This is a genomic window from Lacinutrix sp. MedPE-SW, from assembly GCF_001874145.1.
Lineage (GTDB): Bacteria > Bacteroidota > Bacteroidia > Flavobacteriales > Flavobacteriaceae > Lacinutrix.
Genome location: NZ_MPCX01000014.1, coordinates 57,889 through 73,099 on the forward strand (window position 1 = coordinate 57,889; position 15,211 = coordinate 73,099).

The 15,211-nt window shown below is 29.6% G+C and carries 14 protein-coding genes; 7 read left to right on the plus strand and 7 right to left on the minus strand.

Going from position 1 to position 15,211, the window contains the following annotated elements; all coding sequences use genetic code 11:
* The first annotated feature begins 126 nt into the window (after positions 1-126).
* Positions 127-606, plus strand: coding sequence for a thioesterase family protein (locus BM549_RS12635; protein WP_013869493.1), 480 nt, complete (start codon positions 127-129; stop codon positions 604-606).
* On the opposite strand, the gene BM549_RS12640 is transcribed toward BM549_RS12635, so the two are convergent.
* The gene (locus BM549_RS12640) at positions 601-1,494 is read right to left on the minus strand and encodes a DMT family transporter (protein WP_290470606.1); all 894 of its coding nucleotides are present in this window, start codon (positions 1,492-1,494) and stop codon (positions 601-603) included. The genes BM549_RS12635 and BM549_RS12640 overlap by 6 nt on opposite strands.
* Positions 1,484-1,840: an arsenate reductase family protein gene (locus BM549_RS12645; RefSeq protein WP_290470617.1), complete on the minus strand. Its 357-nt coding sequence runs from the start codon at positions 1,838-1,840 to the stop codon at positions 1,484-1,486. Before BM549_RS12645 ends, BM549_RS12640 begins: the two co-directional genes overlap by 11 nt.
* A gap of 107 nt (positions 1,841-1,947) precedes the next feature.
* Between BM549_RS12645 and BM549_RS12650 the strand changes: the two genes are divergently transcribed.
* A complete protein-coding gene (locus BM549_RS12650) occupies positions 1,948-2,412 on the plus strand; it encodes a DinB family protein (protein WP_290470607.1) in 465 nt (154 codons plus the stop codon).
* On the opposite strand, the gene BM549_RS12655 is transcribed toward BM549_RS12650, so the two are convergent.
* Positions 2,401-3,144, minus strand: coding sequence for a DUF4163 domain-containing protein (locus BM549_RS12655; protein WP_290470608.1), 744 nt, complete (start codon positions 3,142-3,144; stop codon positions 2,401-2,403). The genes BM549_RS12650 and BM549_RS12655 overlap by 12 nt on opposite strands.
* Positions 3,145-3,248: 104 nt before the next feature.
* Here BM549_RS12655 and BM549_RS12660 point away from each other — a divergent pair, with 104 nt between their 5' ends.
* On the plus strand, positions 3,249-4,388 hold the full coding sequence (locus tag BM549_RS12660) for a cystathionine gamma-synthase (protein WP_290470609.1): 1,140 nt from the start codon (positions 3,249-3,251) through the stop codon (positions 4,386-4,388).
* Between the two features lie 52 nt (positions 4,389-4,440).
* Here BM549_RS12660 and BM549_RS12665 read toward each other — a convergent pair whose 3' ends face one another.
* The gene (locus BM549_RS12665) at positions 4,441-5,256 is read right to left on the minus strand and encodes a glutamate dehydrogenase (protein ID WP_290470610.1); all 816 of its coding nucleotides are present in this window, start codon (positions 5,254-5,256) and stop codon (positions 4,441-4,443) included.
* 211 nt (positions 5,257-5,467) lie between these two features.
* On the opposite strand from BM549_RS12665, the gene gdhA reads away from it, so the two are divergent.
* The gene (gene gdhA, locus BM549_RS12670) at positions 5,468-6,811 is read left to right on the plus strand and encodes an NADP-specific glutamate dehydrogenase (protein ID WP_013869486.1); all 1,344 of its coding nucleotides are present in this window, start codon (positions 5,468-5,470) and stop codon (positions 6,809-6,811) included.
* Positions 6,812-6,860: 49 nt separating this feature from the next.
* On the opposite strand, the gene BM549_RS12675 is transcribed toward gdhA, so the two are convergent.
* Positions 6,861-7,955 (minus strand): hypothetical protein, encoded by a 1,095-nt coding sequence (locus BM549_RS12675; protein ID WP_290470611.1) that lies wholly within the window; start codon positions 7,953-7,955, stop codon positions 6,861-6,863.
* Positions 7,955-9,382 (minus strand): MBOAT family O-acyltransferase, encoded by a 1,428-nt coding sequence (locus BM549_RS12680; protein WP_290470612.1) that lies wholly within the window; start codon positions 9,380-9,382, stop codon positions 7,955-7,957. Before BM549_RS12680 ends, BM549_RS12675 begins: the two co-directional genes overlap by 1 nt.
* 85 nt (positions 9,383-9,467) lie before the next feature.
* Between BM549_RS12680 and BM549_RS12685 the strand changes: the two genes are divergently transcribed.
* Genes BM549_RS12685 through BM549_RS12695 form a run of 3 tightly spaced genes read left to right on the plus strand, consistent with a single transcriptional unit; the run spans position 9,468 to position 14,963 of the window.
* Positions 9,468-11,831, plus strand: a complete 2,364-nt coding sequence (locus BM549_RS12685; protein ID WP_290470613.1) for an ABC transporter substrate-binding protein — start codon at positions 9,468-9,470, stop codon at positions 11,829-11,831.
* The gene (gene recO / locus BM549_RS12690; protein WP_290470614.1) at positions 11,831-12,550 is read left to right on the plus strand and encodes a DNA repair protein RecO; all 720 of its coding nucleotides are present in this window, start codon (positions 11,831-11,833) and stop codon (positions 12,548-12,550) included. Before BM549_RS12685 ends, recO begins: the two co-directional genes overlap by 1 nt.
* Complete coding sequence (locus tag BM549_RS12695; protein WP_290470615.1) at positions 12,534-14,963, plus strand: TonB-dependent siderophore receptor; 2,430 nt, start codon at positions 12,534-12,536, stop codon at positions 14,961-14,963. Before recO ends, BM549_RS12695 begins: the two co-directional genes overlap by 17 nt.
* 5 nt (positions 14,964-14,968) lie before the next feature.
* On the opposite strand, the gene BM549_RS12700 is transcribed toward BM549_RS12695, so the two are convergent.
* Positions 14,969-15,211 (minus strand): T9SS type A sorting domain-containing protein (locus BM549_RS12700; protein WP_290470616.1); only part of this gene is annotated, 243 nt, incomplete at its 5' end.

Genomic DNA, 15,211 nt, shown 5'->3' on the forward strand with positions numbered 1-15,211 from the left:
CCTTATACTTACCATGTTATGGCTTATTATGCTATATATTTTGTGTTTTAAATTACGGTTTATTATAATAATTAATAAAAACAGTATTAGTATAAAATAGTATTTTTGAAATCTAAAATAATGAAAATGTACAAAAAACAGTTTGAAATTCGTTGGAGTGATGTCGATGCAAATAGACACTTAGCCAATTCTGCATATACTAATTTTATGAGTCATACTAGAATGGCTTTTTTAATAGAGCATGGTTTTACCATGAAAGAATTAGCTATGCATAATATTGGGCCAGTTGTCTTTTATGAGCATATGCATTATTTTAAAGAAGCGTTTATGGGACAACCAATAACAGTCTCTTTAGAAGTGTCTGGTTTAAGTGAAGATGGTACTTTTTTTAAGTTTGACCATAACTTTTATAACCATAAAGGAGAAAATATTGCCTTTTGTGAAATGCTTGGTGCTTGGATAGATTTAAAAGCTAGAAAAATGACCAATCTACCAAAGGTTTTAATGGATTTAGCAGATAAGTTTCCAAAATCTGAAGCTTATAAGATTCTTACAAAAGAAGATACCCGAGCTAATGGTCGTGTACCAAAAAACCTAGAGCTATAATTTAGCTTTAGGTTTTTTAGTTACTAAATATACACCTGCAAATATTAAAGCAGAAGCTATTAGTTTTACAGGTGTTATAGTATCACTACCCATAATTATAGCAAATATTCCTGCGATTACAGGTTGTAAATATATAAATGTTGTAACGGTTGATGCTCTTAAGTGTCTTAGGGCTAATGGGTTTAGTATGTAGGTTCCAAAGGTTGCTGCCAATACTACAAAAGCAATGGAAAAATAAATATATGGTGTAAATGTACTTATATCTACGGCTAATAAATCGTTATATCCAAACGGTATTACTAAAAACAAACCAAATAAAAACAACCACCTTATAAACGTAAATGGGTGATATTTACCAGTTAATTTTTTTATAATAATAATGTAAATACTGTAAGATACAGCGTTAATAAAAACCAAGGTATTACCTAAAAGAATATTGTCGCCATCTAAGTCAGAACGACCGTAAACACTAAGTACTACAGCGCCAAGAAACCCTAAAATTACACCAAAAACCTTTAAATTAGTAATGCGCTCTTTTAAATATACAGCCGAAAGTATTAATACTATAATTGGTGCAGTAATCATTATCACAGATGCGTGTATAGGTGATGTGAATGATAAGCCTTTAAAAAACAAAAGCATATTTAGAGCTACACCAAATATTGCAGCGTAGAAAAAAGTTAAATAATCTTTTTTCTCTATTTTTTCTTTAGGACCTAAAAAACTAAATAACCAAAATAAAATAGTTGCTCCGGCTACTCTTACAACAATAAAACCAGATGGTTTTAAAAATCCACCAGTAAGTACATCTTTAGCAAATGTAAAATTTAAGCCATAAAAAAGTTGTACAAAAAACGCAGCAATAAGCGCCCAATATCTAGTTTTCATTCAATTCTTTTTTAACAGCTTCTACATTAGCTTTAGAGTTGCCAATAAAAATTTTATTGTTTAAAATAAAAACAGGCCTACTTAAAAAAGTATAATGTTCTAAAATAAGATTTCTAAAATTTGTTTCTGATAAATTTTTATTTTTTAAATCTCGCTGCTTGTAAAGCGTTGCTCTTTTACTAAAAAGAGATTCGTAACTTCCAGAAAGCGTTTTCATTTCGTCTATTTGAGATTCTGTAATAGCTTCATTTTTAATATTTTGAAGCACTACAGACTCTGGCAAATCAAGTTCTTTTAAAATACGAATACACGTACTACATGATTTTAAATAATATACTTTATCAATCATTTTAAAATTTGAATTTGTTTTCGTTAATACGAAAAGCTAATTTTTAACATTACAAAGTAAATTCTTTTGTGTTAGATTCTATTATATTTATAAAAAAAAGAATTATGGATTTTACTTTTGATGTTTTTGCAAAAACAAGAGGCTTTTTTAAAGCTTATTTAGAAGAGCTTTCATTAGCACAACTTAATGCTATACCTAATGGTTTTAATAATAATATTATATGGAATATTGGGCATAGTATTGTTACCGAGCAGATACTGGTTTATAAATTATCAGGCTTAGAGCCAAATGTAAGTGAGACGCTTATTGAAAAATATAAAAAAGGTACGAAACCAGATGGTAAAGCCACTCAAGCAGATGTAGATGAATTAAAAGCATTAGCTTTTTCTACAATAGAACACACAAAAGCAGATTTTGGTTCTCAAGTATTTAGCACATTTAATGAATATACATTATCTACTACAGGTAACACGTTAACAAATGTTACACAGGCAATACAATTTGCTTTAGTACATGAAGGTATGCATGCAGGATATATTTTGGCGTTATTAAGAGCTTTAAAAGTTTAAATAATCATTCGCCAGAGTATATGGTACAATAAACTCTATTACATTATTGCTTCCTGTTATAAACGTATCGTAAAAAATAATTACGCCTTCTTCATTAAAGCCTAAGTTTTTTGGAAGTTTGAAGTCATTATTATTAAATGCCGAAATACGATCGTCTGTAGCAGAAAGTAATTCTTTGTCGTAATATTTTTTTGCTAATGCTGTAAAAGCTGGAATATCATTAATCAAGTCTTTAGTTTGTAAAGTTTTGCCCGTTTTAATATTAAAATTAAAAAATTTAAATATTAAATTACTGTGAGCGCCACCCGTATTTATACTAGAGTTCATGGCTATAGAAACCAGTGTTTCACTTTTGTAAATAATTTCGCCATCAACTAAAACCTCCCAAGCAGGTAAGTCTGTATACAAGGTTTTTCCAATTTGAGATTTAAAATCTAAATATGCTTTTTTAAATGCCGCAATACTATTTGTTGTATTAGCTTCATTGCTGTTTAAATTATTAATATCTAAAGCATTGTTTACAAATTGATTTAAAGTATTATTAATTTGTTTTGCAGCATTAGTAGCTCCTTCAGCTTTAGGAATATTAATTTCAATAGTAGCATCTGTATCTTCAACAATACTAATTTCTGAAAAATTTAGAGACACTTCTTCTTTACACGATAAACAAATGTTAAGAAATAACAGTATAGCAAAAAGCTTTGTTAGTTTTAAAAAGGAAGTGTTAAGCATAAACTAAAGGTTTTAATTCAATTTGAATACAACGAATTAAAGGCTATTTTTGGTATAATCAAAAAACCAAAAGTTGTTTTTTAAATTAATTTAAATAGACATTAATGAAATTTAATACAAAAACCATACATGGAAAACAGCAGCCAGATTTAGCATATGGTGCTGTAATGCCACCAATATATCAAACTTCAACTTATGCACAATCTACACCTGGTGAGCATAAAGGTTATGAGTACTCTAGATCTAAAAATCCAACACGAGACGCTTTAGAAAATGCATTTGCAAGTATAGAAAACGGTGAGTTTGGGTTGGCTTTTGGTTCTGGATTAGCTGCTATAGATGCGGTATTAAAATTATTAAAATCTGGAGACGAAGTAATTTGTACTAATGATTTATATGGTGGTACATATAGACTATTTACTTCGGTTTTTAAAAACTTTGGTATTACATTTCATTTTGTAAATATGGATAATCCAGATGCCATTGAAGCTTATATTAACGATGATACAAAATTAATTTGGGTAGAAACACCTACTAACCCAATGTTAAATATTATAGATATTGAAGCTACGGCTGCAATAGCTAAAAAACATAATATATTATTGGCAGTAGATAATACTTTTGCAACACCATATTTGCAACAACCTTTAGATCTTGGAGCAGATATAGTTATGCATTCTGTAACAAAATATATTGGTGGACATAGTGATTTAGTTATGGGAGCATTAATAGTAAAAGAAAAATTACTTGCAGAAAGATTATATTTTATACAAAATGCTAGTGGAGCAATATGTGGTCCGCAAGATGCTTTTTTAGCGCTTCGCGGAATAAAAACACTACACGTTAGAATGCAACGCCACTGTGAAAATGGTAAAGCGATAGCATTGTATTTAGCGTCACATCCCAAAGTAGAAAATGTATATTGGCCAGGATTTGAAAGTCATCCTAATCATGAAATAGCAAAAAAACAAATGAAGGATTTTGGAGGCATGATATCTTTTACTACAAAAGGCAATGACTACAATAAATCTATAAAACTTATAGAAAATCTTAAAATTTTTACTTTAGCAGAGTCTCTTGGTGGTGTAGAATCTTTAGCAGGACATCCAGCAAGCATGACGCATGCAAGCATACCAAAAGAAGAACGTGAAAAAACAGGTGTTGTAGATTCTTTAATTAGGTTAAGCGTTGGTATAGAAGATGAAGAAGATTTAATTAATGATTTAAAACAGGCGTTAGGATAATTTTAAAAAAAACTCAAGTTAAAAACTTGAGCTTTTTTATATAAATATGTTTTTAATCTAAGTAATAAATATAACCAAAATTTAGCCACACTAACCAATCGTTATATTTGTTGCTATCTAAAGTGTGATCCAGTCCATCAATCCAATCGCTAAAATAATATTGACCTCTAAGGTCTAACATTAAATCTGATAGAGGAGTAAGTTTATAACGAACACCAATACTACTTACTATAGACCAAGTCGTTCCAGAGGTTACATCTATAGGTTCTGGAAAATCTGGAGATAAATTAGGGTTGCTAGTATACCAAGGAGCATAAAAGTTACCCATATTAGTAATATCACCATTGGCATAGCTTGTGCTAACTTTTGGATTATAAGACACGTAATGCGCACCAAAACTAACAAAAGGAGCAAACTTGTATCCAAATGCTTGAAATGATCTAATACTTAAAGGAAAATATTCTAATTGCATACCAATATCAAAATTATTGGCAGATCCTGTATGCGCTCTTAATTTATCTGCATCTGTTGAGGTTCTATATGGTTCAACATATTCGCCAATATGTTCTAATTTTGCAGTATTGTAAGAAATTTCGGTTCTTAATTTAAAATGGTCATTAAAATAATTATCTGTAGTATAGCAGTTACAATCTGCTCTGTAAGCAAAATTTATATAATGTACTAAACCAATACCAATACCACTGTTTCCGGCATTCGTTTCTAAATCAAAACGTTCACCATAATCAGATTTAAACGCGGTGGGACCAGCAATAATACCAATTTCATGAGAGAAACCTAATTGAGCTATAACTGTTTGTGAGGCTACTAAAATAAATAGTATCTGAGCTAAATGTTTAACTTTAAGCATATTCAAGATTAGGTTTAGAGGCTTTTTATGTTAGCAAATATAAAAAAATACGATAAACCCACAAGTATTATAGATAAAATGCAGTAACTAAATTTAAATTGAGCGAATTTTTATTTTGCGAATTTCAAAAAAAATGTACTTGTTTTTTAAAGATAATGTATATTTGTAATCATTATTAATAATATAATATTAATGTCATAATTTTAAATACATGGAAAGCAAAATTCAAGCATTCTTAGATCTGGTAAAAGAAAAAAATAATCATGAACCAGAATTTTTACAAGCTGTTCATGAGGTTGCCGAGACCGTAATCCCATTTATAGAAGAGAACCCACAATATCAAAATAAAATGTTATTAGAGCGCATGGTTGAGCCAGAGCGTACAATAATTTTTAGAGTACCTTGGATTGATGATAAAGGTAATACACAAGTTAATAGAGCCTTTAGAGTAGAGTTTAACTCTGCAATTGGTCCTTATAAAGGAGGTTTACGTTTTCATCCTTCTGTAAATTTAAGTATTCTTAAGTTTTTAGGGTTCGAGCAAGTGTTTAAAAATGCTTTAACAACATTACCAATGGGTGGTGGAAAAGGTGGAAGTGATTTTAACCCAAAAGGAAAAAGTGATAATGAAGTGATGCGTTTTTGCCAATCTTTCATGTCTGAATTATTTCGCCATATAGGAGCAAATACAGATGTTCCTGCTGGAGATATAGGAGTTGGTGGCCGTGAAATAGGTTATATGTTTGGTCAATATAAAAGACTTAGAAATGAATTTACAGGTGTATTAACAGGTAAAGGTTTAAGTTATGGAGGCTCTTTAATTAGACCAGAAGCTACAGGATATGGTTGCGTATATTTTGCAAAAAATATGTTAGCAACAATTGGAGATACTTTTGAAGGAAAAACAGTTGTTATTTCTGGATCTGGAAATGTAGCGCAATACGCTTGCCAAAAAGCAACAGAGCTTGGTGGTAAAGTTGTAACAATGTCTGATTCTTCTGGATATATACATGATAAAGATGGAATAGATGCAGATAAATTAGCATTTATTATGGAGCTTAAAAATGTGAAGAGAGGAAGAATTAGCGAATATGTTAATGAATATTCTTCGGCTACTTTTCATGAAGGCGAAAGACCTTGGAGTGTTGATTGTGATGTGGCTATGCCATGTGCAACTCAAAATGAATTAAATAAAGAAGAAGCTGAAGCTTTAGTAAGTAATAAAGTTATAGCTGTTGCAGAAGGTGCAAATATGCCTACAACTCCAGAAGCTATTGAGGTATTACAAAAAGCAAAAGTATTATTCTCTCCTGGTAAAGCATCTAATGCTGGTGGTGTTGCTACTTCTGGATTAGAAATGAGTCAAAACTCGTTACGTTACAACTGGACGAGAGAAGAGGTTGATGCTAAATTAAACCAGATAATGAATGATATTCATGCTTCTTGTGTAAAGTATGGTACAGATAAAGATGGTAATGTAGATTATGTAAAAGGTGCAAATATTGCAGGTTTTGTAAAAGTTGCAGATGCTATGTTAGCGCAAGGTGTAGTTTAATAATTACAACTTATTTATATAAAAAAAGCTTCCATTTTTGGAAGCTTTTTTAGTTTTTGAAAGGTTTTAATTCGCTTAGTAAATTTATATTACGTTCTACAATTTCTAAAATCACAATATCTGGTTTAAAACTTTCAATTTCGGCTTTAGTAAATGTATATTTTTTTAGATATAGGGTTTCAGCAAAACTTTCATTAAAAAAAGAATACCAGTAATTTGCAAACGAATCTCTAAACTGTAACATTTTATATTGTTTAGTTTCATTTTTAAATCTCATTTTATTTTTTTCAGAATAAATTTCTTTTACCTGAGTTTTTTTAATTTTTGTATACTTATTATAAGTTTCTGCTTTAACCTGATTTATCATTTTTATTAAATCACCTTCAGTATAATTTTCTTGTTCAATTTTATAATCTTGTATTTTAGTTTTTTCAATATTAAAATCTTTATTTATAACATCTATTGTATAATTATACCCAATAAATGCACCATCAAAATTCCAATGTGTATCGGTTTTAAAGTAAAGTTGCTTTAAGCTTTTATTGTTAAGCAATGGTTGTGTAAGATCTATTACTGTTAGGTTACTTTTCTTTTTTATTTCTTTTTTTAAAACATCAAGTTTAGTTGCATTTTGTTTAAGTTTATATGGCAAAAACTCTTGATAAATATTGTTTTTATCTGGAGCGATAACAAAGTAAAATGCAATGTTTTGAGATTTAAAATAATTATTAATTGTTACTAGGTAGTTAACAGTATTATTGAGCTCTTGAGTTTTAAATACATCATTACCAAAGCTGTTGTTTAAAACATTATTATTTTCATTACCTAAAAAGTGCCAACCATCTTCGCCTTTTAATGTGCGATTAGGTATTGGGTTTTCATTTAGATAATTTGTTTTTAGCTTAATATAATTATTAACTAAAACTGTTTTTAAACCAAAGTTTTGTAGGTAATAATTTTTAAACTTTCCTATAGATTGTATGGGCTGTTTTGTGTTAAATTTTGGCACATTAGCTTGTGCTCTATTTTCATTATTAGTTAGGTTTTTTTCTGCTCCTGAAAACAAAATAATATTAGGTAATATTAAGGCAAGTAAAAAACCAATGGTTATAGTTATTTTATATATGCTTTTTTGCTTGCTCATTAGAATCTAAAATATATAAATGGGTTATAAGAATCTGTTGCAATGTATGTGTAGCTAATAAATAATAAACAAAAAAGAGAAGCCACTCTTAAAATTTTAGCTCCTTTATATTTATAAGAATCTGGATTTAATGTTGAGGTGTAATTTTTAATTTTTTTATGTAATGGTAGAGAAAATATTAGTGCTATAATCAAGATAAAAATAACCTCTTTTGAAAGGTAAATGTTTAAATAATTAAAATTGGTTTTAGCACTAAAATTAAACATTGTAATTATATAGTTATAAGCCTGTGTAATAGTGTCGCTTCTAAAAATTGGCCATGTAATATTTACTGCAAAAAATGCGTAAAATAGAGAAAAACTTTTACCAAGTTTATTTAGTATTTTGTTAAATCCAAGCTTTTCAATAACTATAAATAAGCCATGACAAATACCCCAAATTACAAAGGTCCAACTTGCGCCATGCCATAAACCAGTTATAAAAAAGACTATAAATAGATTAATGTAAGTTCTTATATTTCCTTTTCTATTTCCTCCTAAAGAAATATATAAATAATCTTTAAACCAGCTTGATAATGTCATGTGCCATCGACGCCAAAATTCTTGTATAGATTTAGAAATGTATGGGTAATTAAAATTTTCTGGAAAATTAAAACCAAACATTTTTCCTAAACCTATTGCCATATCAGAGTAGCCAGAGAAATCAAAATAAATTTGAAAACTATAGGCTATAACACCTAGCCAAGCAATTAAGGCAGAAGATTCACTTGTGGGTAAATTAAAAATGCCATCTACTAAAAAAGCACAGTTATTGGCGATAATCATTTTTTTTGCTAATCCAATTATAAAACGCTCAACACCTTCTGCAAATAATGGTAAAGTTGTTTTTCTTGATTTTAATTCGCTTTCCACATGCGAGTAACGTACAATTGGGCCAGCAATAAGTTGAGGAAATAGTGTTACATAGGTGGCAAAATTTATAAAGTTTTTATTTGCTTTTACATGACCACGATAAACATCTATTGTGTACGACATGGTTTGAAATGTGTAGAAGCTAATACCTAAAGGTAAAATAACATTAGCAAAAGCATTAGCATGTTCTAAAGGCAAGCCAAAATGGTTTAAAACTGATGTTGTATTAGAAAAAATAAAATGAGAATACTTAAAATAAAAAAGTAAGCAAAGATTAAATAGTATAGATAAATATAAACCAAGTTTACGCTTACCTTTATCTATAATAATACCTGCTGTAAAATCAATAAAAGCAGATAGTATTATTAATAAAACAAGTTCTTTTTCTCCCCAAGTATAGAACCCTAAACTAAGAATTAATAAAACAAAATTCTTTATTTTTTTAGGCGCTATATAATATATAAATAGCGTAATTGGTAAAAATAGAAATAAAAATATAGGACTGCTAAACAGCATAAATTGCTTGTAATTTACTCGAACGAAAATACAATAAATTATAGTATTTTTGGTTTTTAATATTTATACCTGTAAATCCTGCTAAATGCGTAGTGTTAAACTAATTGTTGCTTTTATTTTGCTTTTTAATTCTAATCATGTGTTTGCACAAGATTTTACAGACTCATGGTTGGGCCATTTTTCATACTTAGATATTAAAGATATTTCTCAAGGAGAAACTAAAGTTTATGGTGCTGCAGAAAATGCAATATTTACTTATGATAAGCAAACACTTGAAATAGAAAAATTATCAACTATAAATGGTTTATCTGGAGAAACTATTTCCAGCATAGAATATGTTGAAAATAAAGGCTTGTTGTTAATTGGTTTTGAAAACGGTTTAATGCAGGTGTATAAAGAATCTGAAAACGATTTTTTAACCGTTGTAGATATTATAGATAAACCCACAATACCACCAAATAACAAGCGTATAAATCATTTTATGATTTACAATGATTTCGCATATATTTCTACAGATTTTGGAATTTCACTTTACGATATAAATAACCTTGAATTTGGTGACACCTATTATATTGGTGATGGCGGTTCTCAAATAAAAATAAACCAAACTACAATTTTTGAAGATCAAATTTATGCTGCTACAAATGTTGGTATTAGCAAAGCTTTAGTCTCTAACCCAAACCTTATAGACTTTAACCAATGGACAAGAATAGTATCTGCAAACTGGGTTGGCATTACGAGTGTTAACGATAAGTTATTTGCCTCACGATCAACACGAAGGTTATACAGCGTTATAAACGATGCTATTTCAGAGTTGGTAGTATATAGTGATTTAATTGTAGATACAAGAGAAGAGCAAGGTAACCTTTTAATTGCTACAGAAAAAGAAGCATACGTATACAATACAGAGACGTCTTTAAATGTTGTTGCTACCGCTCAAACTATAGAGGATGTTAGTATGTTATTTACAGCGGTATCATTAAGCCAAAATAATAATATATATATTGGTACTCAAGGTATTTATACAACTGCAATAGGACAGGAAGGCTATGGGATATTACAAACCAATGTAAGTGATACTTCAGTATATCAAGAAATACATCCAGAAAGTCCTTTATTAAATAAGTTTTTCAAAATAAAAACACAAGCAGGAGAGGTTTGGGGAACACATGGCGGTCACTCTGTTACATATAATTTTAATGGAGGTTTAAGGCGCTCTGGTTTAAGTCATTTAAAAAATGAAGAATGGAATAATATTAGCTACGACTCTATAGCAAGTGCAGTATCAAATCCATGGTATTTATCATATTTATCAATTAACCCATTTAATACAAACCAAGTTTATGTTGGCTCTTATTTCTCAGGACTTTTAGATATTAATACCGAAAGCATTTCTATATTTAATCAAGATAATAGTTCATTAGTTCCTTTTGCTGGTGCTATACATTTAGTTTTAGCTAATAATTTTGATAGTAATGGTGCATTATGGGTAATGAATGGACGTGTTGATAATAGTTTAAATAAATTAGAAAATGGTCAATGGACAGGTATAAATATGCAAGATATTATAAACCCAAGAACTAGTAATTTAGGGTTTTCAGATATTGCATTTACAGACGATGGCAAAGTTTTTATTTCTAGTTTAAATTATGGAATAATTGGAGTAGATACCAACGGCGATAAAAAATTTATTGAAGATGTTGAGTTTAATATGCCTTCAGAAAAAACCTGGACTGTAGAAACAGATTTACAAAACACTATATGGATTGGTACAGATCGCGGTTTAAGAGTGATTTATAATACTAGTGAGTTTTTTAGTAACCCAACATTTCAAGTTTCAGATATTATAGTTTTAGACGATGGTACGCCTAGAGAATTACTTTTTCAGCAATATATAACAGATATTGAGGTTGATGGTTCAAATAATAAATGGATTGGTACTTTAGATACAGGTGTGTATTATCTATCATCAGATGGTCAAGAAACCATATTTCATTTTACTAAAGATAACTCACCATTACCATCAAACGATATTTTAGATATCGCAATAGATGATGAAAACGGCCTAGTATATTTTGCAACAGAAAAAGGACTTGTTGCTTTTGGCTCAGAAAGTTCTAAGCCAGAAGAAACACTTGAAGATGCTTACGTTTTTCCTAATCCTGTTAGACCAAACTTTAATATCAATAACGATAAAATAAAAATAAAAGGTCTTACAGATAATGTTAATATTAAAATTACAGATATAGAAGGAAACCTAGTTACAGAAGCAGAATCTAGAACCAATGGAAAATTTAAAGGTTTTAATTTAGAAATTGATGGTGGTACTGCACTGTGGAATGGTAAAAATTTAGGAAATGTTACTGTTGCTTCAGGAGTGTATTTAATAATGTTAACAGATTTAGATTCTATAGAAACTAAAGTATTAAAAGTAATGATAGTAAGGTAATGATTGCGACTACAAATGCTATTGTACTTTCTAAATTAAAATACAAAGACAATGACCTTATTGTAAAATGCTACACGCAAGAATTTGGTATTGTTAGTTATTTATTACGTGGTATTTTAAAATCTAAAAAAAAAGGATCTAAAGTTGCTTACTATCAATTGTTAACACAATTACATCTTGTAACAGATTATAAACAGGCAAGAGGCTTGCAGTACGTAAAAGAAGTTAAAATAAATCACCTTTACTCTAGTTTACACACCAATATTTTAAAAAGCGCTATTGTTTTATTTTTAGCCGAAGTGTTAAGTACTACTTTACAAGAGGAAGAACAAAATGCTACATTATATAATTATTTAGAAACCACCTTGCAATGGTTAGATACTAATGATCGTTATTCAAACTTTCATTTATTGTTTCTATTAAACCTAACAAAACACTTAGGGTTTTACCCAGATATTACAGATGTAAACTTGCCATATTTTAATCTTCAGGCAGGAGAATTTCAAGATATGAGTAGTAGTAAATATTGTATTTCGGGCGAAAATTTAACACTCTTAAAAACACTTTTGGGCACAACATTTGATGCGTTAGAAGAAGTCAAAATGAATTCAAAACAAAGACAATCGTTTTTAGCCATTATTTTGTTGTATTTTGAACTACATTTGGGCAGCTTTAAAAAACCAAAATCACTACAAGTTTTTAATGACGTTTTCAACTAAATACAAAAAACCAATACTCTACATTATATTCTCATTTTGTTTAGTACTAAGCCTACAGGCTCAAGAAATATTAATTGCTAATAAAAAAACGCAAGAACCAATAGTTGGTGCAGCTATATACAATCAAGACCAATCTCGTAGTGTTATAACAAAATTTGATGGTAAAGCTAATCTGGATATTTTTAATCCAGACGATATTTTGTTTTTTAAACATATTGCTTTCGATGTTTTATCAGTAGAAAAAAGCAGAATTAAAGGAGATGTAATCTATCTTGAACCACTAACGCAAGGTTTAGAAGAAATAGTTATCTCTGCTTCAAAATTTAAACAAGATAAAAGAGATGTTCCAAATAAGATTGTAAATTTTAATGCAAAATCTATTGCATTCACAAACCCACAAACCAGTGCAGATTTATTAGAAAAAACAGGTCAAGTATTTATACAAAAAAGCCAGTTAGGTGGCGGTAGCCCAATTATTAGAGGTTTCTCAACAAATAGATTATTAATTACAGTAGATGGTGTTAGAATGAACAATGCCATATTTAGAGGCGGAAACCTTCAAAATGTAATTTCTATAGACCCATTTACAATACAAAACACAGAAGTATCTTTAGGTGCAGGCTCTGTAATATATGGTAGCGATGCCATAGGTGGCGTTATGAGTTTTTATACACAAAAGCCACAATTATCATATACAGATTCTACTTACTATAAAACTACTGCAACATTACGTTATGCAACAGCTAATCAAGAAAAAACAGCTCATTTAGGTGTAAATTATGGCTTTAAAAAATGGGCATTTATAACTAATGCTAGCTTTTCAGATTTTAATGATTTAAAAATGGGAAGTCATGGGCCAAACGATTATTTAAGGCCAGAGTTTGTGGTTACTACAAATAATCAAGATCAAATAGTAAGTAACAGCGAACCAAAGCTGCAAAAAAACTCAGGTTACAATCAAATAAATGTAATGCAAAAAGTGCGTTACGAACCAAAAGATAATTTGAGTTTTAACTTAGGTTTATTTTATACATCTACATCAAACACTCCTAGATACGATAGGTTAATTAGATACAGAGGAGAAGAGTTAAGATCTGCCGAATGGTATTATGGACCACAACGCTGGTTTATGAGTAATTTAAACATTACTAAACTAAGTAGTAGTTCTAATTTGTACGATAAAATACAAGCTACAGTTGCGTATCAAAATTTTCAGGAAAGTCGTATTGATAGAGATTACCAAAGTGTTTTTAAAAGTATAAAAGAAGAAGCAGTAAATGCAGTTTCTTTTAATTTAGATTTAGAAAAAACCTTGAATCCTAAAACAAAAATATCTTACGGCTTAGAGTATATTTATAATAAAGTAAACTCTAAGGCAAAAGAAGAAAATATAGAAACAACCGAAACATCAAATATTGTAACTAGATATCCAGATAATGCAACTTGGCAATCTTTAGCAGCATATTTAAGCTTAAAATATAAGCCAAACTCAAAATTTGTATTTCAAAGTGGATTACGTTTTAATAAAGTACTATCTAAAGCAAATTTCGAGGCTAATAACGTTTATTTAAATTTACCTTTTAACGAAGCAAAAAACAACTCTGAAGCCTTAACAGGAACAGCAGGAATGAGTTGGATTCCAAATAAAACATTACAATGGAAATTAAATTTTTCAACTGCTTTTAGAGCTCCAAATATAGATGATATTGGTAAAGTATTTGACTCAGAACCAGGATCTGTAGTGGTGCCTAATAATAATTTAAAACCAGAATATGCTTATGGTGGTGAATTAGGACTGTTACTAAATTTTGATGATGTCTTAATATTGGATATGGCAACATATTACACTTATTTAGATAATGCCTTAGTACGAAGAGATGGCGATTTAAATGGTGAAACAGAAATTGTTTATAATGGCGAATTAAGTAATGTACAATCCATACAAAACGCATCAAAATCTTATATCTACGGTTTTGAAATTGGTGCAAAACTAAACGTTTCTAAAAACTTAGCACTAAGCTCTCAATACAATGTAGTTGGCGGAACAGACGAAACAGATGAAGTAGAATACCCAGTAAGACACGTTGCTCCAAACTTTGGAAACACACGATTAACCTGGACAAAAAATAAGTTTAAAGCAGATGCTTCTGTAAACTATAATGGAGAATTATCGTACTACGATTTAGCGCCATCTGAGGTTAGTAAAGACTATATTTATGCTTTAGACAATAACGGAAACCCTTATTCACCATCTTGGTACACACTAAATTTAACTGCTCAATACGAATTAAATAGTTTTGCAAATCTAACTATTGGATTAGAAAATATAACAGACCAACGCTACAAAACATATTCATCTGGTATTGCAGCGCCAGGCAGAAATTTAATAACATCAATTAAATTTGTACTATAAAACAGTTATTTTTTAATTGCTTTTTTAGCAATTACCTTTCCATTAGAAAGTGTTATTTGCGCAATATAAGTACTGGTACTTAGTTTAGATAAATTGTAAACTTCTGTGTTTTCGCTTCCGCGGAAATTATAAAGCTCGCGACCTAAAACATCAATAATTCTAACCGCTTCTATTTTTAAATTACTATTTCCGCTTAAAGAGAATTGAACGTTATCATCTTGTAATTCTACAATAGTTAAATTAGTTTC